At 57.3% G+C, this 17,840-nt stretch carries 18 protein-coding genes and 1 tRNA gene; 10 read left to right on the forward strand and 9 right to left on the reverse strand.

The features are described 5' to 3' along the window. Window positions 1–6: 6 nt before the first annotated feature. The 3 genes from phaR to phaC form a co-directional block, all read right to left on the reverse strand. Window positions 7–567, reverse strand: a complete 561-nt coding sequence (gene phaR / locus VDP61_RS16115) for a polyhydroxyalkanoate synthesis repressor PhaR (protein WP_323007880.1) — start codon at window positions 565–567, stop codon at window positions 7–9. A gap of 168 nt (window positions 568–735) precedes the next feature. Next, on the reverse strand, window positions 736–1,185 hold the full coding sequence (locus VDP61_RS16120) for a Phasin (protein ID WP_323007881.1): 450 nt from the start codon (window positions 1,183–1,185) through the stop codon (window positions 736–738). Window positions 1,186–1,337: 152 nt separating this feature from the next. Next, the gene (gene phaC, locus VDP61_RS16125; RefSeq protein ID WP_323007882.1) at window positions 1,338–3,155 is read right to left on the reverse strand and encodes a class I poly(R)-hydroxyalkanoic acid synthase; all 1,818 of its coding nucleotides are present in this window, start codon (window positions 3,153–3,155) and stop codon (window positions 1,338–1,340) included. A gap of 106 nt (window positions 3,156–3,261) precedes the next feature. Between phaC and phaZ the strand changes: the two genes are divergently transcribed. Next, a complete protein-coding gene (gene phaZ / locus VDP61_RS16130; RefSeq protein ID WP_323007883.1) occupies window positions 3,262–4,545 on the forward strand; it encodes a polyhydroxyalkanoate depolymerase in 1,284 nt (427 codons plus the stop codon). Window positions 4,546–4,839: 294 nt separating this feature from the next. Here phaZ and VDP61_RS16135 read toward each other — a convergent pair whose 3' ends face one another. Continuing rightward, window positions 4,840–5,610 carry an alpha/beta hydrolase gene (locus tag VDP61_RS16135; RefSeq protein ID WP_323007884.1) on the reverse strand — a complete coding sequence of 257 codons (771 nt, stop codon included), beginning with the start codon at window positions 5,608–5,610 and terminating at the stop codon, window positions 4,840–4,842. 214 nt (window positions 5,611–5,824) lie between these two features. Between VDP61_RS16135 and thrS the strand changes: the two genes are divergently transcribed. Both thrS and VDP61_RS16145 read left to right on the forward strand, forming a co-directional pair. After that, window positions 5,825–7,783, forward strand: coding sequence for a threonine--tRNA ligase (gene thrS, locus VDP61_RS16140; RefSeq protein WP_323007885.1), 1,959 nt, complete (start codon window positions 5,825–5,827; stop codon window positions 7,781–7,783). Between the two features lie 406 nt (window positions 7,784–8,189). Beyond that, complete coding sequence (locus VDP61_RS16145) at window positions 8,190–8,396, forward strand: cold-shock protein (RefSeq protein WP_323007886.1); 207 nt, start codon at window positions 8,190–8,192, stop codon at window positions 8,394–8,396. A gap of 47 nt (window positions 8,397–8,443) precedes the next feature. Here VDP61_RS16145 and VDP61_RS16150 read toward each other — a convergent pair whose 3' ends face one another. The 3 genes from VDP61_RS16150 to VDP61_RS16160 form a co-directional block, all read right to left on the reverse strand. Continuing rightward, window positions 8,444–8,767, reverse strand: a complete 324-nt coding sequence (locus VDP61_RS16150) for an arsenate reductase family protein (RefSeq protein WP_323007887.1) — start codon at window positions 8,765–8,767, stop codon at window positions 8,444–8,446. 208 nt (window positions 8,768–8,975) lie between these two features. After that, a complete protein-coding gene (locus VDP61_RS16155; protein WP_323007888.1) occupies window positions 8,976–9,386 on the reverse strand; it encodes a DUF2177 family protein in 411 nt (136 codons plus the stop codon). A gap of 312 nt (window positions 9,387–9,698) precedes the next feature. Further along, window positions 9,699–10,295, reverse strand: coding sequence for a TetR/AcrR family transcriptional regulator (locus VDP61_RS16160; RefSeq protein ID WP_323007988.1), 597 nt, complete (start codon window positions 10,293–10,295; stop codon window positions 9,699–9,701). A 229-nt stretch (window positions 10,296–10,524) separates the two neighbouring features. On the opposite strand from VDP61_RS16160, the gene VDP61_RS16165 reads away from it, so the two are divergent. The 6 genes from VDP61_RS16165 to VDP61_RS16190 all read left to right on the forward strand — a co-directional run bounded on the left by VDP61_RS16165 (window position 10,525) and on the right by VDP61_RS16190 (window position 16,161). Continuing rightward, complete coding sequence (locus tag VDP61_RS16165; protein WP_323007889.1) at window positions 10,525–10,842, forward strand: hypothetical protein; 318 nt, start codon at window positions 10,525–10,527, stop codon at window positions 10,840–10,842. A 107-nt stretch (window positions 10,843–10,949) separates the two neighbouring features. Continuing rightward, window positions 10,950–12,236: a homoserine dehydrogenase gene (locus tag VDP61_RS16170; protein ID WP_323007890.1), complete on the forward strand. Its 1,287-nt coding sequence runs from the start codon at window positions 10,950–10,952 to the stop codon at window positions 12,234–12,236. Next, on the forward strand, window positions 12,237–12,956 hold the full coding sequence (locus VDP61_RS16175) for a ceramidase domain-containing protein (RefSeq protein WP_323007891.1): 720 nt from the start codon (window positions 12,237–12,239) through the stop codon (window positions 12,954–12,956). A gap of 98 nt (window positions 12,957–13,054) precedes the next feature. Beyond that, window positions 13,055–14,020: a class II fructose-bisphosphatase gene (gene glpX, locus VDP61_RS16180; protein ID WP_323007892.1), complete on the forward strand. Its 966-nt coding sequence runs from the start codon at window positions 13,055–13,057 to the stop codon at window positions 14,018–14,020. Between the two features lie 243 nt (window positions 14,021–14,263). Continuing rightward, on the forward strand, window positions 14,264–16,009 hold the full coding sequence (gene recJ / locus VDP61_RS16185) for a single-stranded-DNA-specific exonuclease RecJ (protein WP_323007893.1): 1,746 nt from the start codon (window positions 14,264–14,266) through the stop codon (window positions 16,007–16,009). Window positions 16,010–16,086: 77 nt separating this feature from the next. Further along, window positions 16,087–16,161, forward strand: a tRNA-Glu gene (locus tag VDP61_RS16190). A gap of 145 nt (window positions 16,162–16,306) precedes the next feature. Here the strand turns inward: VDP61_RS16190 and VDP61_RS16195 are convergent. Then, window positions 16,307–16,672, reverse strand: coding sequence for a hypothetical protein (locus tag VDP61_RS16195; RefSeq protein ID WP_323007894.1), 366 nt, complete (start codon window positions 16,670–16,672; stop codon window positions 16,307–16,309). A gap of 109 nt (window positions 16,673–16,781) precedes the next feature. Next, window positions 16,782–16,919, reverse strand: coding sequence for a hypothetical protein (locus VDP61_RS16200; protein ID WP_323007895.1), 138 nt, complete (start codon window positions 16,917–16,919; stop codon window positions 16,782–16,784). Window positions 16,920–17,192: 273 nt separating this feature from the next. On the opposite strand from VDP61_RS16200, the gene VDP61_RS16205 reads away from it, so the two are divergent. Continuing rightward, window positions 17,193–17,600, forward strand: a complete 408-nt coding sequence (locus VDP61_RS16205; protein WP_323007989.1) for a GNAT family N-acetyltransferase — start codon at window positions 17,193–17,195, stop codon at window positions 17,598–17,600. Window positions 17,601–17,840 lie beyond the last annotated feature (240 nt).

The following is a 17,840-nucleotide window of genomic DNA, read 5'->3' on the forward strand; positions in this document are numbered from 1 at the left end:
GAGTGGTCAGAGCTTGGACAGCTTCTTTTGCAGTTCAGCCAATTGCGCCTTGATCTCTCGCAGCTCGTCTGATTCGGGCGTTGCTTCACCGGCATCATCAGCTGCAGCGCCTGCACCGCTCCACCCCGGAACGCCACCCATAATGGTTTTCAAAAATGCGTCTTGCTGTTTGCGCATGGCGTCAAACCCCGGAACACCAGCCAAAGGGCTGGGCACTTTGGTCAGATTTTCCACCATCTTGGACTGGCTGTCGCGCAACATATCAAAAGATGCGGCCAAAAACTGCGGCACGACCGAGCTGACGCCGGTGGTGTAGCTGCGCACCAGATCATTCAGCACATTCGTTGGCAGAACGCTTTGGCCTTTGCTTTCGTTCTCGGCAACGATTTGCAAAAGATATTGGCGCGTCAGGTCATCCCCGGATTTCAGATCAATGATCTGCACCTCACGGCCAGCCCGAATAAAACCCGAGATATCCTCCAGCGTCACATAATCCGAGGTTTCGGTATTATAGAGGCGGCGGCTGGCGTAGCGTTTAATCAGCAGTGGCTTGTCGGTTTCGGCCATTTTGCCCCCCCTGTCGGTTTTCTTGTGCTGCCATGATGCGCAGAAATGTTGCACTGCGGAAAACTATACGGCAGTGCAGCAAAAAAGGAAAGAGCGGGCTTGAATGAAGCCCGCTCTTGGCGTGTCAACAACAGGGAGGGTGCCGCGACGCGCCCAAAGCCGTTTGGCTTACTTTGCAGCCGAGCTTGCTTTTTTCGCAGCGGTCTGTACGTCAGCGGTTGCTTTTTTGACAGCAGCCGAAGTTTCTTCGGTCAGGTCTTTGCCAGCAGCCATCATCAATTCGACAGTTTCCATCTGCACTTTTTTCGCGATTTCGGCGAAAGCAGCCAGGTTTTCAGCAGCCATTTCAGAAGCAGCCGATGCAAAATCGCTTGCCGCTTTGGAGTAATCTGCCGGATCAGCCTTGGCGGTGGTGACGCCGGAAACTTTTGCGATCGTGTCTTTTGCCCATTTCGAGGAAATCTCGTTGGACTTTTCAGCAGCTTCCAGAGCCACTTTCGACATTTTCTCGGCCATAGCAGCCTGATTTTTGAAGGCGTTCTGGAACGCGGAATTGTCAACCGGGAAGGAAGCCATCATGTCTTGAAACATTTTTGTCATGTCTGGGGTCTTTGTCATTTTCTATTCTCCAAATCGGCGGAAGCAGCTCCGCGTTTCCTTGATGAGAGAGATATAGATGCTGCAGCGCGGCATTGCAAGTCTTTTTTCTGCAGTGCAGCATCGCAGGTTTGCAATGCTGCACTGCAAGGAATGCATGGGTTGACCCTAGGTCAGCCCTGTTGCTCGGCTTCGGGCGATTTCAGCGGCAGGGCGCTGACATAGGTGCCGGGGGCCGGGCAAAGGACCGGGTTATCAGGCCCGCCCGGCGCACGCGCCGGGATTTTCTTGCCCGATTGCGCCGCCAGCCATTCTCCCCAGCGCGGCCACCAGCTTTCCTGGGTAAAAGTGGCCCCTTCCATAAAGTCCTCAGGTGTCGTCATCGGGGCGGGGTTGGTGTAATGGCCGTATTTTTTCTTGCTGGGCGGGTTGACGACGCCCGCAATATGGCCCGATTGCGCCATGATAAAGGTTTTGTCCGATGACCCGAATTGCTTGATGCCCGCATAGCTGCTTTTCCACGCGGCGATGTGGTCGGTTTCGCAGGCTATGGCGCAGATCGGGATTTTGATGTCGGACAGGCTGACCGGATCGCCAAAGACCGGAAAGACCCCACGCGCAAGGCCATCTTCCTGGCAAAGGCCCCGCAAATACTCCATCGACATCTTGGCCGGAAGATTGGTGCCATCGCCATTCCAGAACAACAAATCAAAAGCGGGGGGGGCCTCGCCCATCATATAGCTTTTGATGGCGGGGGAATAAATCAGGTCATTCGAACGCAGGAACGAAAACGTACGCGACATGAAGGTTTTATCAAGGATGCCATCGGCTTGCACCTGCCGTTCAATCCCATCCACAAAATCATCGGTAAGGAATACGCCCACCTCGCCTTGATCCGAAAAATCGGTAAGCGTGGTGAAGAAAGTCGCCGATTTGATGGTTTTATCCCCGGTTTTGGCCATATGCCCAAGGGTCAGCGACAGCGTGGTGCCGGCGATGCAATAGCCCACAGCATTGATCTGTTTGGTGCCACAGATGCGCCGCGCCTCGGCCATCGCGCGCAGATAGCCATCGCGGATATAGTCATCCAGACCAACATCGGCGTAGCTGGCATCGGGGTTGACCCATGACACGATGAACAGCGTAAAGCCCTGATCGACAATCCATTTGATCAGGCTGTTTTGCGGCTTGAGATCCAGAATATAGAACTTGTTGATCCAAGGCGGAAAGATCACCAGCGGCGTTTCATGCACTTTTTCAGTGGTGGGGCTGTATTGGATCAACTCCATCATCTTGTTGCGATAGACCACGGCACCGGGGCTGGTGGCAATGTTTTCACCGACCGTGAACGCCTGCTTATCGGCCAAGGTAACCAGCAGATCACCCTGATTGCTTTCAATATCCCGCACCAGGTTTTCAAGCCCGGCAACAAGGCTTTCGCCATCGGTGGCCATCGCCTTTTCCAGCGCATCGGGGTTGGTGCCAAGGAAATTCGTCGGCGACAGCATGTCAACGATTTGGCGGGTGAAATACTCCACTCGCTTCTTGTCGCCGGGCGCCATGTGTTCCAAACCATCCACACTGTTGGAAATCATTTCAGAATTCAGCAAATACTGTTGCTTGAGGTAATTGAAAAAGGGATGATCTTCCCACATCGGGTTTGAAAAACGACGATCTTTTGGGGTTGAATCAACCGGGGCTTTGATGTCGCCTTTCAGCAAGGCTTGCTGGGCGTCAACGTAATGCTTCAGGGTCTTGCCCCAATAACTGACCTGAGTCTCGATGATCTTGGAGGGATTTTGCATCATTTCGGCAACGTAGGCGGTGGCGGCCTTCATATAGACATCCTGGCCCGGCCCGGTAAGCGCGGGGTCGGCATTTTTACGGCCAGCCAATGCTGCGGTCAAACGCTTGGACAGATCTTCAACCTTTTGCAGATTTGCATTCAGCCGTGCCATACGCTCGTCTGCATCATTCTGAGTTGTTGCCATTTTAATCTTTTCCCCCTATATTCGCTGCATCGCAGCATAATGATCGTGCGCCATAAAAAAAAGGCCGCGAACGGAGCGCCGCAACCCTTGAGGCCTTGGAGCTGACATGAAGTATATGATGACCTACGACCTAATGGAAAGTGCGCGCAACACGAATGAGTGGATCGGCGCCACAGCGAAAGCTATGGCCTCTTACCCCATGTTCGCGCTTTCCATGAACCCCATGTTCCAAATGACCGCCGCTTGGGGTGAGGTGACCGAACGCACATTCGCCCGGATGGTGGACAAGCCCGATTGGGCCGTGCGCACAATCGTAGGAACCGGCGGCCAAGACCATCTGGTAGATATTGAAAAGGTTGTTGAACGGCCCTTTGGCGATTTGTTGCATTTTTCGGTGCGCCGCCGGGCGCCGATGAAGCGCAAGGTCTTGTTGGTTGCGCCGATGTCGGGCCATTATGCGACCTTGCTGCGCTCTACCTTGAAAAGCTTGCTGATCGACTGTGAGGTTTACATCACCGATTGGCATAATGCGCGGGATATTCCGGTATCGGCGGGCAAATTCGATGTTGAGGATTACACGCTCTATCTGGTTGATTTCATGCGCGAGCTGGGCCCCGATACGCATGTGATCGCCGTCTGCCAGCCGGTGCCTTTGGCCTTGGCCGCAACCGCCTATCTGGCCGCCGAAGACCCCGACGCGCAGCCGCGCAGCCTGACCCTGATCGGGGGGCCGGTAGACCCCGACGCGGCCGCAACCGAGGTGACGGATTTTGGCCGCCGCGTGACAATGGGGCAGTTGGAACAGACTGCCATTCAACGGGTCGGGTTCAAGTATAAAGGCGCAGGAAGAAAGGTTTATCCGGGCCTTTTGCAGTTGCAGAGCTTCATTTCGATGAACTCGGAACGCCATAAAAAGGCCTTTCAGGAACAAATCATGCGGGTGGCGCGGGATGAGGCATCCGACTTTGACGCGCATAACCGCTTTTATGATGAATACCTGGCCGTGATGGATATGACCGCCGAATTCTACCTGTCCACGGTTGAGCGGGTGTTCAAGAACCGTGAAATCGCCAAGAATGAATTCAGCGTTGCCGGCAAGCTGGTGGATATCAGCGCGATCACAAAGGTTGCGGTAATGACAGTTGAAGGTGCGAATGACGATATTTCGGCACCAGGCCAGTGCATTGCGGCGCTGAACCTGTGTACCGGCCTGCCCGACAGCAAGAAAACCAGCCATGTTGAACCGGGTGCCGGCCATTACGGGATTTTTGCGGGTAAAAGCTGGCGCCTGAACATTCGTCCCTTGGTATTGGCCTTTATCGACGCCAATTCAGGTGATGCTGTGCCCGTCAAGGCCGAGAAACCTTCTGCGGCACAGGCGGCCTCGTAACTAACACAGCGAACCAGTGTTGTCTTTGGGCCCTCGGCTGATCTGTCGGGGGCCTTTTGCGTTTTGGGGCCGGAGCGTCACAAAACTATTTTGTAGGCTGTTGAACAAAGACGTCCACCGCGTCGTTTTTTTTTGCCCCGAGGTGCCTTTGTTCAGCAGCAAAATCGCCCCCCAGGCCGCCACCCAAGGCTGACGGACAAAGCCTGCGCCTAGGGTAACGCGCTCTTTGGGCGCAAAAGCGTGGCTGTTGATCACGGGCAGCCCAAACAAAAGCCACCCAAGACATTTGCCGAATTACGCGCCGGGGGCCTTTGCAAGAATATCCAAAAGGGCGGTGGTGATCAACTCAAGGCAAGCGGGCGTCGAAAAGCGGTGATCCGCACCTTTGACCAAGGTAAGATGAAGATCAGGGCTTTGCGCATGCTCCATCAGACGAAGCGCCACGGCGGGCGGGACATCCGTATCCGCGGTGCCCTGCAACAGCCGGACGGGGAATGGCAGCGCAAGCGGCGCGCGCAGAACAAGCCGCGCGCGCGCCTCCTCAATCAGACGTTTGGTGATCACATAAGGCTCTGTGGCATATTCGGATGACAAAGCAACCTGCCCCGCAGTCAGCTCTGCCTTTTGCGCGTCGGTAAAGCTGGCCCACATACTGTCTTCGGTGAAATCCGGCGCTGCAGCAATACCGACAAGGCCCGCAATGCGGTCGGGTATCGTGCGGGCAACCAGCAAGGAAATCCACCCCCCCATGGAAGAGCCGACGAGGATTTGCGGCCCTGTCGTCAGCACGGTAATCACGGCCAAAGCATCTTCGAACCAATCGCCTATCGCGCCATCAAGGAATCTGCCCGAAGATTGGCCGTGACCGGAATAGTCGAACCGCAGGAAGGCGCGGCCCTGCGCCCTGGCCCAATCCTCCAGATACAGCGCCTTGGTGCCCTCCATATCCGATTTGAATCCACCCAAAAACACCACACCCGGCCCCTGCCCATCCCTGGATGGTGGAATTTGGTGATAGGCGATGTGGCGGTTTTGGGCTGTGGTCAGAAACATAGGGTTTGGCATACGGTCCTCGATACTCTTTTCCAAATTGTAGACCAGCCCTGCCCGCAGGCCAAGCCGCCCACGATTTTTCGTCGAAAAATCTGAATTTTCGACGAAAATTCGCTGTTGGGGAAATTCGGGATCAGTTGACATTTTGGCCACAAGCTCGCATATCAACCGCGCTATAACCCGCAACCGGGCGCATCGTGGGCGCCAAACCGAGGAGGTGGCCCAGATGGCCCAAATTTCTCTGACCTTTCCCGATGGCAATATCCGACAGTATGAGGCAGGTATCACCCCCGCCGAAGTTGCGGCCTCGATCGCCGTAAGCCTTGCTAAAAAGGCAATCAGTGCCACCGTGGACGGCGCACATTTTGACTTGCAATGGCCGATCATGGCCGATGCCAGCATTGCCCTGAACACGCTGGCTGATGAGACCCCGGCGCTGGAATTGATCCGTCATGATTTTGCGCATGTGATGGCGCGGGCCGTGCAGGAGCTTTGGCCAGATGTAAAGGTCACGATCGGGCCCGTGATCAAGGACGGCTGGTATTACGACTTTGACAGAATCGAACCTTTCACGCCTGAGGACCTTGGTGCGATTGAAGCGAAGATGAAGCAAATCATCAACTTGCGCGACCCAATTCGTACCGAAGTCTGGGATCGTCCCCGCGCGATTGCACATTACGAACAAAAGAATGAGCCATACAAGGTCGAGCTGATAGAAGGCATCCCCGGCGATGAACCGCTGCGGATGTATTGGCACGGCGATTGGCAAGATCTCTGCCGTGGCCCGCATCTGCAGCACACAGGGCAGCTTCCGGCGGATAGTTTCAAGCTGATGTCGCTTGCCGGGGCCTATTGGCGCGGCGACAGCTCGCGGCAGATGTTACAGCGGATTTACGGCGTGGCCTTCAAGAACCGCGAAGACCTGCGCGCGCATCTGACCATGCTGGAAGAAGCCGCCAAGCGTGACCACCGCAAGCTGGGGCGCGAAATGAACCTGTATCATATGCAGGAAGAAGCGCCGGGGCAGATTTTCTGGCATCCGAATGGCTGGATGATCTACACCACGCTGCAAGACTACATGCGCCGCCGTCAGCGCGCCGATGGGTATGTCGAGGTGAACACGCCGCAAGTGGTAAGCCGCAAGCTGTGGGACGCGAGCGGCCATTGGGAAAGCTATCAAGAACATATGTTTATCGTGGAGGTGGATGAAGACCACGCCCGCGAAAAGACGGTGAACGCGCTGAAACCAATGAACTGCCCCTGCCATGTGCAAGTATTCAATGTTGGCCTGAAATCCTACCGCGATCTGCCGTTGCGGATGGCGGAATTTGGGTCTTGCAACCGATATGAGCCATCGGGGGCGTTGCATGGTATCATGCGGGTGCGCGGCTTTACCCAGGATGACGCGCATATCTTCTGCACTGTCGACCAGATCGAAGCGGAAACCAGGAAGTTCATCGAATTTCTGTCCGGCATCTATGCCGAGCTTGGCTTTCACAAATGGCGGATCAAGTTTTCGGACCGTCCTGAAAAACGGATCGGGACCGATGAAAGCTGGGATTTGGCCGAAGCAGCACTTGCCAATGCCTGCCAAGCCGCTGGCTATGAATATGAGATGAACCCCGGTGAAGGGGCGTTTTACGGACCAAAGCTGGAGTTTGTACTGACCGATGCCATTGGCCGCGACTGGCAATGCGGCACGTTGCAGGTAGACCCGAATCTGCCCGAACGGCTGGATGCCAGTTACATCGGGCAAGACGGCGCCAAACACCGCCCCATCATGCTGCACCGCGCCTGTCTTGGGTCATTTGAGCGGTTCATAGGGATTTTGATTGAAGAACATGCTGGCAAACTGCCGTTCTGGATCGCGCCCCGTCAGGTGGTTGTTGCGGCGATTGTCTCAGACGCCGATGACTACGCCAGAGAGGTTGCGGCAGCTTTGACAGCGGTCGGCGTGCGGGCCGAGGTTGATCTGCGCAATGAAAAGATCAACTACAAGGTAAGAGAGCATTCGGTCGGAAAAGTTCCTGTCATCTTGGCCGTTGGCATGCGCGAGGTGGAAGACAGAACCGTTTCCGTCCGCCGCCTGGGTGAAACCAAGACTGAAATGCAAACCTTTGCGGCAATCACGCAGATTTTGGCGGATGAAGCGACACCGCCGGATTTGCGGCCAACAAAGCCCTGACACGAATGGAAAAAGCGCCGAGAGATCGGCGCTTTTTCCATTTCAGGCGCCCCTGCCCTACCCTCGCATTTATGTTACACAGCCTAACGCCAGCATGGAACACGCGGCGGCTATGCCCTTGTTGCCATCGTGACAGGGCAAGGCGAAACGCTTTGGGATGTGGATATTTGTGCGGCTGGGTTGGCGTGAAAGGCAGCGCTGTGCTTTTTCAGGCCGGCGATTGAGGCAACGCTTTGCCGCACCCTTACAAGGTTCTTGATTTTTTCACACGATGCGGCATGATTTTAATTGTGACGCAGAGTTTCTAACCTGATCCTGACCCCACGGCAGCCGATCGCAATGGAAGACCTGACGGCACGCTCTCACGGCATGTCGCCGGGGGGTGGATTGATGGAGGAGAAACGGCATGCCTACCGGCACCGTAAAATGGTTCAACAGCACCAAAGGCTATGGTTTCATCGCGCCAGATAATGGCGGCAAGGACGTTTTCGTCCATATTTCAGCCGTCGAACGCGCCGGGCTGACGGGTTTGAGCGACAATCAAAAGATCGGTTTTGAATTGCAATCGGGCCGGGATGGCAAAGAATCAGCCGGAGATCTGCGGTTGCTTTGATATTTCAACAAAAGTGCAGCGGCCCGCCTTTGCGGGCCGATTGCCAGCTATAGATATTTTGCCTGAACTGCCTCATCCCAGCCCAAAGTCAGGCCTTGATCACTACGGATGACCGGACGTTTCATCAACGTGGGCTGCTGCTTCAACTGCTCTTCTGGCTCAGAGGCTTTCAGCCAATCCGAAGCGCCGCGCCATGTGGTCGACTTTTGATTTATGATCGTGCCGCCAAATTCGGTAACAAATTCAAGAACTTCACTTTCCGTCAGCGGGTCGGCGCGAATGTCACGGAATTGGGGCGTATGGCCTGCCGCATTCAGCGCCTTGAGGGCTTTCTTGCAGGTATCGCAGGTAGAGATGCCGTAAAGAATCATGATAATTTCCTGTGGCTGGGCGTGCCTGTCGGTCGACTCGGCGTGTTTGTTTGATCGTTTGACTATCAGGTTTCGCCATTTTTGTTAACGAAAAGTCAGGGCATGTCAGCTTTTATACTGCGCAATTGCACGCTGCCTTTTCGGGTGCCTGCCTTATTTCCAAGGCGAGCATGTATCTTTCGACTGTTTCAGCTTGATACCTGCCCTTTTATCCCGCCAGCGCCAGGGCTGCGCGGGCGCCGATATAGGCGGAAATTCCGCTGACCACAGCCCCCCATGTCAGATCCATGAACACCATTTGCGGGTGCCAATCGCGCATCACGGCCCATGATGTCAGCTCATAGGTGCCGTAGGCAATCAGCCCCAGTGCCGCCCCGTTGTAAAGCGCAGACAGGGCTGCGCCGTCACGCAGGGCGGGAAGGCCTGCGAAATATGTAAGGCCCGCCATGTAAAGCAGGTAAAACGCGATTGCAGGCCCAAGGCGCAGGCCATCAAGCAATGTCTCTCCAAGATGGTTGCGAAAGATCGGGCCAAGGACAAGGCCCAACATCAGCGCGTCAGCAACAAGAAACACGATAGAGGTGGCGGCAAAGAATAGAAAAACGGCAATCAAAGTCATGGCTATCTCCTTTGTTGGCTGAACCTAGATCGCCGAAAGCAAAAGGCCAGACTTGCCCGCGCTGTTTTCAGTCGCGCCGTGCATCTATAGCCTTACGCCTTTAACTTGAAACGTGGCTTATCAGATAACGCGTTGAAATACTTAATTTCAGACAGCGATATGTGAGGCGGGTTCAAGGCGAAGCGCGTGATACATCGTTGATCACCACTGCCCCGAAAGCGCGTAATGTGGCAGGGTCGTGGCACTTCATTTTTTTGCCGAAACGCTGCAACAGGCCACCAAACCGCAAGAATCGGCGAGCCGCGCGATTGATCAGCCTTGCATTTTGGCAACCGCGCGAAGCGCCATGTCGGCGTAGAGCGTTTGCACATCGGCGCGGGCAAGGCGGCCACCTTCGCGGTACCAACTCGTGACCCCGGTCAGCATGGAAATCAGCGCCAATGTGGCCATTTTGGTGTCGGGCGAGGTAAAAACACCGCAAGCGACACCTTCGATAAGAATGGCCTGCAAGCGATCCTCATATTTTCGGCGCAGGGATTCGATCGTGGCAAAGTTCTCAGGCGTCAGATTGCGCAATTCCATATAGGCGATAAAAACCGCCTCTGGGCGTTCAACGTGATAGCCGATGTGGAATCGCGCGAACTGCTCCAGCTTTGAGGCGGGGTCGGGTTGTGGCGGCAGCGCGTGCAACGCCGCCAGCAGATCGGTCATGTGATCTTGCATCAAATCAAACAGAAGCGCTTGTTTATCAGTGGTATAGAGGTAAAGCGCACCGGCTTGCACGCCCACCTCGGCCGCGATTTTACGCATTGAGACGGCAGCATACCCATGGCGCGCAAACAGCCGCAGCGCCGCGCCACGGATGCGTGGGCCGGTAATTTCGGAATGAGAGCCAATCTTGCGTGCCATGCCCGTGTATTTATCTGAATGGGTGTTCAATTCAAGCGCTGGCTTGCGTCTTGTCAGGGTCAAGTCGGCGCCACGCCCCCAAAACCTCTGGGGCCAAGTCGCCAAAGCAAATCAAATGGGCAGCGCTTTGGGAATGTTTGCCAAAATAAGGCTTGGGCTTCGCAGGTGCTTGCCGGGGCTGCAACCGGGGGGTAAGGTTGGGCAGCCCCCAGTTTCGTGAAAGCTTGCGATGAACCCTGCTCTACCTGCTCTTGCTTTGCTGGCCATGCTCGGGGCCTGCGCCAGTTTTCCAGAGGTGGATGCCGCGCAGGCGCGGTTTGCGCAAACGACAGGTGTCACCTCAACCACGCCGCAACTTGTGCCGATTGAAGGGCTGATTGCACAGGCCGGTCAGGGCCGCGCGGGTGAGGCGGCGACAAAAGCGCTGGCGGCACGGGCGGCTGGCTTACGCGCACGCGCACGCGCGATGCAAGGCCCGGTGCACAGCCCGGTCACGCGGGCCCGGCTGGCGGCAGCAATCGCGGCGCATCCTGCAAAAATCAACTGACAGGCCTTTCGCCTTTGAAGCGGAATTGTACCTGTGCCGCGTTGCATGCGCTGGCGTGACAGGCTAACTGTTCCGGCAGTTATGCGCGCCTTTTTGATGGAGAGTTTATGGCAGCCCCTTTGCGTTTAGGTCTGGCCGGTCTTGGCACCGTGGGAATCGGTGTTGTGCAGATTGTGCAAAAACACGCAGCGATGCTTGCCGCCCGCGCAGGCCGCGAGATCGTGATTACCGCTGTCTCGGCCCGCGACCAAACCAGGAACCGCGCTGCAGATCTGTCGGGCTATGCGTGGGAGGCCGACCCGGTGGCCCTGGCGCAGCGCGACGATGTCGATGTGTTTATCGAAGTGATGGGGGGGCATGACGGGCCCGCAAAAGCGGCAACCGAGGCGGCGATTGCCGCGGGCAAGGATGTGGTGACCGCCAACAAGGCGCTGCTGGCGCATCACGGCCATGCGCTGGCCTTGTCGGCAGAAGCGGCGGGCCGGGTGATCCGGTTCGAGGCGGCAGTCGCGGGCGGTATTCCGGTGATCAAGGCGCTGACCGAAGGTCTGGCCGCCAATCGCATGAACCGCGTGATGGGCGTGATGAACGGCACCTGCAACTATATCCTGACCCGGATGGAGGATGCGGGCCTGCCCTATGCGCAGGTTTTTGAGGAGGCGCGGCAGCTTGGCTATCTGGAGGCCGACCCGAATCTGGACGTGGGCGGGATTGATGCCGGGCACAAGCTGGCCTTGCTGGCAGCGATTGCCTTTGGTTGCCAGGTTTCTTTTGATGCGGTGGAACTGGAAGGGATCGGCGCGATCTCGATCGACGATATTCGCCATGCCGCCGATATGGATTATCGGATCAAGCTGTTGGGGGTTGCCCGCATGACGGGCCGGGGCTTGGAGCAACGGATGACACCGTGCCTGGTGCCAATGGGCAGCCCGCTGGGCCAGCTTTCAGGCGGAACCAATATGGTCGTTCTCGAAGGCGATTCTGTTGGCCAGATTGTCTTGCGCGGGGCCGGGGCCGGTATGGGACCAACGGCAAGTGCGGTGATGGGTGATGTCATGGATATTGCGCGCGGCGTTCGGGTGCCGGTGTTTGGCATTGCGGCGGCTGACCTGGCTGTACCTGTGGCTGCGGCGGTTGCAGCGGCCTCGGCCTGGTATGTGCGCATGACGCTGATTGATAAGCCGGGGGCACTTGCCAAGGTCGCCGCCGCCCTGGGCGAGGCCGGGGTTTCGATTGACCGGATGCGGCAATATGGCCATTCGGACGCGCAGGCCAGGGTGCTGATTGTGACCCACAAGGCAACGCGCGACGATGTGAATGATGCCTTGGCGCGTCTGGCGGCGACGGCTGTTGTGCTGGGCGCACCAGTGGCATTGCGCATCGAAGAGGTCTGAGTGGATTGGCTCGCTTCGGTTGATATTTATTGTGAGCGGGTTGGCCTTGGGTTTTGGGCCGAGCCGTTCAATGCGCTCAGCAACCTGTCCTTTATCATCGCGGCACTTTGGGCGGCGATTGAGGCGCGCAAGCGCGGCGCAGACGGCGCTATTTGGCTGTTGATCGGAATGGCGGGGCTGATCGGGGTGGGGTCGTTCACCTTCCATACCTTTGCGAAGACTTGGTCGGAATATGCCGATACGATTCCGATCTGGTCATTTGTGGCCATGTTCGTGTTTATCGCAATGGCACGGGTCGGTGGGGTAAGGCCGGGCCGGATTGGTGCAATTGCGCTTGGCGTGGCGGCGGTGGTTGTGGTGATAACATTGGCAAGCGGCGAAGGGGTGGCGCCTGCGCCCGGCACGCTGAACGAGCCGGAGTTTTTGAACGGGTCCGCGCAATATGCGCCAGCATGGATTGCGCTGTTGGTGTTTTCAGTGCTGAGCTGGCGGCGCAAGCACCCGATGTGGCCGTGGATCTGGGCTGCAACAGCGGTATTTAGCCTGTCGCTGGTGTTTCGCACGGTGGATATGGCGGTCTGTCCAATCTTCCCGGTTGGAAGCCATTTTGTTTGGCACTTGCTTAATGGGGCTATGATCGCGCTGCTGTTGCAGATGTTGCTGCGGGCCCCCGCGCCCATAGGCCGGGGCCGTTCTGTGCATCCACACAGGGAAAAATAGGCCGCTTGGGTGATGTCTGGCGCTAACACGCTTGTCCTGCCCCCATGGAACGCGCTACGAGACGGCAAAGTTTAATACTATTTGAGAGGGGTTTTCGCATGTCCGACGCAAAGGATTTTCAAGATCGCATGTTGTCGCTGGGCCTGGCCCGCGTGTCCGAGGCAGCAGCCTTGGCATCGGCCAAGCTGATCGGGCGTGGCGATGAAAAGGCCGCTGACCAAGCGGCGGTAAACGCGATGCGCGACCAGCTGAACCTGCTTGATATCGCCGGTGTCGTGGTGATCGGTGAAGGCGAGCGCGATGAAGCCCCGATGCTGTTTATCGGCGAAGAGGTTGGCACCGGCGCCGGGCCGGCGGTGGATATTGCGCTGGACCCTTTGGAAGGCACGACCCTGACAGCCAAGGATATGCCCAACGCGCTGACCGTAATCGCAATGGCCCCGCGCGGCACGCTATTGCACGCGCCCGATGTCTATATGGACAAGCTGGCGATTGGGCCGGGCTATCCGGTCGATACCGTGACGCTGGATATGTCACCTTCAGAACGGGTGCACGCGCTGGCAAAGGCCAAGGGCTGCACCACCGCCGACATCACCGTTTGCGTGCTGGAACGTCCGCGCCATGAGGAGATTATCGCAGAAATTCGCGGCACCGGGGCAGCAATCCGGCTTATCACCGATGGCGATGTGGCCGGGGTTATCCATTGTGCCGAAGCCGAGATTACCGGGATTGACATGTATATGGGATCGGGTGGCGCGCCCGAAGGCGTGCTTGCCGCCTCGGCCCTGAAATGCATGGGCGGGCAGATTTATGGCCGTCTGCTGTTTCGCAATGATGATGAGCGGGGCCGGGCCGCCAAGGCCGGGATTACCGATCTGAACCGCATCTATACCCGCGACGAGATGGTGACGGCCGATGTGATTTTTGCCGCAACGGGTGTGACCTCGGGTTCGATTCTGGCCGGCATAAAGTCTGAACCGGGATGGGTCACCACCGAAACCCTGCTGATGCGGTCAAAGACCGGCTCGGTGCGGCGGATGAGCTATCGCAGCCCGGTAAAGTAAGCGCGGCTGATTACGCAGTTGAAGATGTCCTGAAAACCTGCGCCTGTTGATGGCGTGGGTTTTTGGGTATTAAAAGCGTTTTGCCTTGAAGCCGTCCACACATATCACTGCCTGAAATCAAAGATTTCAACGCGTTATGTGATAGGCCTTGGTTCAAATCAAAGGCAAAACACTATAGACCAAGATGAAACCGCAGGCCTGCACGAATTGGCCCGAGGTTTTGGCAATAACCTGGGGGTTGGCATGGGCGAGCGCGCGTTTTTGGGGGTGGAGGTTTCAGTCACCGGGCGGCGATGGGTTGGGCCGGATGTTGAAGAACATCGTTTGGCCGAGGCGATGGCGCAGGTCACGCATTTGCCGCAAGCGCTCTGTGTGACGCTGGTACGGCGCGGTGTGCAGCCCGAGGATGTCGCGCGCTATATGGCCCCTGCCCTGCGCGATTTACTGCCGGACCCTTTGGTGTTGAAGGATATGGACAAGGCGACAAAGCGGTTTTTGGCGGCACTGAAAGCACGGCAACGGATTGCGATTTTTGCCGATTACGATGTTGATGGCGGGGCGTCGGCGGCGCTGTTGATCGTATGGCTGCGGGCGATGGGGCATATGGCCACGCTCTATATTCCCGACCGGATTGATGAAGGCTATGGGCCGAACGTGCCCGCGATGCAAGCGCTGGCACGCGCGCATGATCTGATCATCTGCGTCGATTGCGGCACGCTGAGCCATGAGCCGATTGCCGCCGCAGTGGGCGCGGATGTTGTGGTGCTGGACCATCACCTTGGCGGCGAAAATCTTCCCCCCGCTTTGGCGGTTGTCAATCCGAACCGACAGGATGAAAGCGGCGATCTGGCGCATCTTTGTGCGGCGTCAGTGGTGTTTTTGATGCTGGTCGAGGCAAACCGGCAACTGCGCAGCGACGGCGTGACCGGGCCAGACCTGATGGCGATGCTGGACCTTGTGGCGCTGGCGACGGTGGCCGATGTGGCCCCGCTGGTCGGGGTCAACCGGGCCTTGGTACGGCAAGGGCTGACGGTGATGGCGCGGCGTGACCGGGTCGGGCTGCGCGCGCTGGCCGATGTGGCGCGCATGGATCAGGCCCCCAACACCTATGCGCTGGGTTTTTTGCTGGGGCCGCGGGTAAATGCCGGTGGGCGGATTGGCGCGGCCGATCTGGGCGCCCGCTTGCTGGCCTCGGATAACCCAGCCGAGGCGGCCGCGATGGCCGAGCGTCTGGACATGCTGAACACCGAGCGGCGCGATATTGAAGCGGCCGTACGGGCGGCAGCCTTTGCGCAGATAGAGGCGCGGGGTATGGACGGGCCGCTGGTTTGGGCCGCAGGGGCTGGCTGGCACCCTGGCGTCGTGGGCATCGTGGCGGCCAGGCTGAAAGAAGCGACCGGGCGGCCTGCTGTGGTGATCGGGGTGGAAGGTGGCATTGGCAAAGGGTCGGGCCGTTCGGTCGCCGGTATTGATCTGGGTGCTGCGATTCACCGGGTTGCCGCCGAAGGGCTGCTGCTGCGCGGTGGGGGGCATAAAATGGCTGCGGGGCTAACCGTAGCCGAAGACCAAATTCCGGTCGCAATGGCACGTTTGGCCGAGCTGCTGGCACGTCAGGGTGCGGGCCTTGCCGGACCTGCCGATCTGCGACTGGAAGGGTTGCTGATGCCCTCGGCGGCGACACCCGGTTTCATCGAACAGATCGAAGCGGCCGGGCCATTTGGCGCAGGGTCGCCCGCACCACGCTTTGCCTTTGCCGATCAGCAGGTTAGCGGTCGGCGCGTGGGCGAAAACCATTTACGAATCAGTTTTGGCGATGGCATGGGCGTGAAAATTGACGGCATCGCCTTTGGGGCTTTTGACGGGGCAATGGGGCCAATGCTCGAAAATCCTGGTGCGCAGCGGTTTCATTTGGCCGGGCGACTGGAGATCAACAGTTTTGGCGGGCGCAGCAAGGTACAACTGCGTTTGGAAGATGCGGCACGGGCATGAACTTTTTCGGCAAAAGATGAATTTTACCCCTTGCGAGTTAGCGCGGCTCTGACTAAACACCGCCTCACAGAAAGCGCGGTCCGTTCGTCTATCGGTTAGGACACCAGGTTTTCAACCTGGGAAGAGGGGTTCGATTCCCCTACGGACTGCCACTGTACCCACTTAAAGTATTGATTTTCCTAGACAATCTATAGATCTGAAAATCTCTACCCACAATCTACCCACTAAAAATGACGCCGCAAAACAGCCCTTCTGGCGCTGCTACAGGCCTAAACATTCACGATTTTGTGATCTGTGTTATTTTTGCTCTTCAGCTTTTTCCCTCGCCTTTCGAACTTCGCCTTCCTTTTTGCGATGTTCGTCCCAAGCGCGACGTTTGATGTCCTGAACCCCTTTGTCCCATCGGTCACTTACGCCCATAAAGAAACGTCCGGCGAAGAACATGGCAGGCCAAGATAGCACCGCAGCAATGGGAACGGTTACGCCAAGCGAAAAAAGAAGCACAAACGCCGTTCCACCAACCCAGCTTCCCATTGCCATTTGCCCGCAGAACTCAACAAATTGTATCAGCCAACTTGGCCAACGATAGGACATGAACGGAATAAACATCACGCCGAAGCCGACGACAATGTAAGGTGCAAAGAAAACCACGTAGTTGTCCAAGTATGCCTCCAATAGCATTTTTCCTGACTGTCGGACGAAGTGCGGGAAATAACAATAAAAAAACCGCCTCCGAAGGGACGGCAGTTGTTCCGATCTTCACTTCGGGAACTTATTCGGCGAACGCTTCGGCAGGGATGCCCACAAGCAAGCGGTCGGCGTCCGGGTCAAAACCCTCTGCAACAGCCGCTTGGCGCAAGGTCTGCCCGTCGGCCAACGGCAGTGCGCCAGCATGGGCCAGCCTTGCCATGCTCCCCCGCCCTGAAAACGCTTGACCCTGCCTTGCATACTGCGGCATGAATTCAAAAAAATTGGCACAGGTTCTCTGATCGTTTCCACCCTCAAGCACCGCCCCCCTGGGCCTGAAAACAACATATCGGGTGTGATTTGCGCCCCGCGGGCCGCACCCCCGTTCATTGGCAAAACATCACAGAGCCGCAGCCAAAGCAGCCGTTTGATAAGGATTTACAACTTGATAACAATCGCCACAGAAAGCCCCTTGGGCACAGATTTATCCTTGCTGATGCAGCGCCATACCGCCGATATGCATGCCGACACACCGCCTGAAAGCATTCACATGATGGATGCCGGGCAATTGGCGGCGCCGGGGATCTCTTTTTTTGTTATGCGGGATGTGGGCGTTGCCGTGGGTATGGGCGCGTTCAAACAGATTGATGCGGGCCATGCCGAAATCAAATCCATGCATGTACTGACCGAGGTCCGAGGCCGCGGGCTTTCCAAACGCATGCTGACGCATTTGATAGATGAGGCGCGCGCCATGGGGTTTCGCCGATTGAGCCTTGAGACAGGCGTACAACCTACCTTTTTGGCCGCGCGGGCGCTCTACGCCAAGGCTGGCTTTGAAGAATGCCCCCCCTTCGAGGGCTATGCGCCAGATCCCAATAGTATCTTCATGACAAAGGCCCTTTAGGGCCCTGAAGGCGCAGACGCCATGGGGAAAGATCGTTTTGCTGCGGCACAGATAGTTACCAATTTGGCCAGCCCGGCTTTAGTGAGCGGGCCGACAAGCGAATGTATCTCGGCGTTTCCAAGAAAACACCTGCCAGCCAGCGGAACCGGGTGATCAAGGGTAAGCGGGGCAACTGGCTGTGAAAAGCGGTTTTTCACAGCTTGGCACTATCGAATCAGGGGGCAATCGAACCGGGGGCAC

Origin of the sequence: Pseudorhodobacter sp. (assembly GCF_034675685.1) — a bacterium.
Lineage (GTDB): Bacteria > Pseudomonadota > Alphaproteobacteria > Rhodobacterales > Rhodobacteraceae > Pseudorhodobacter.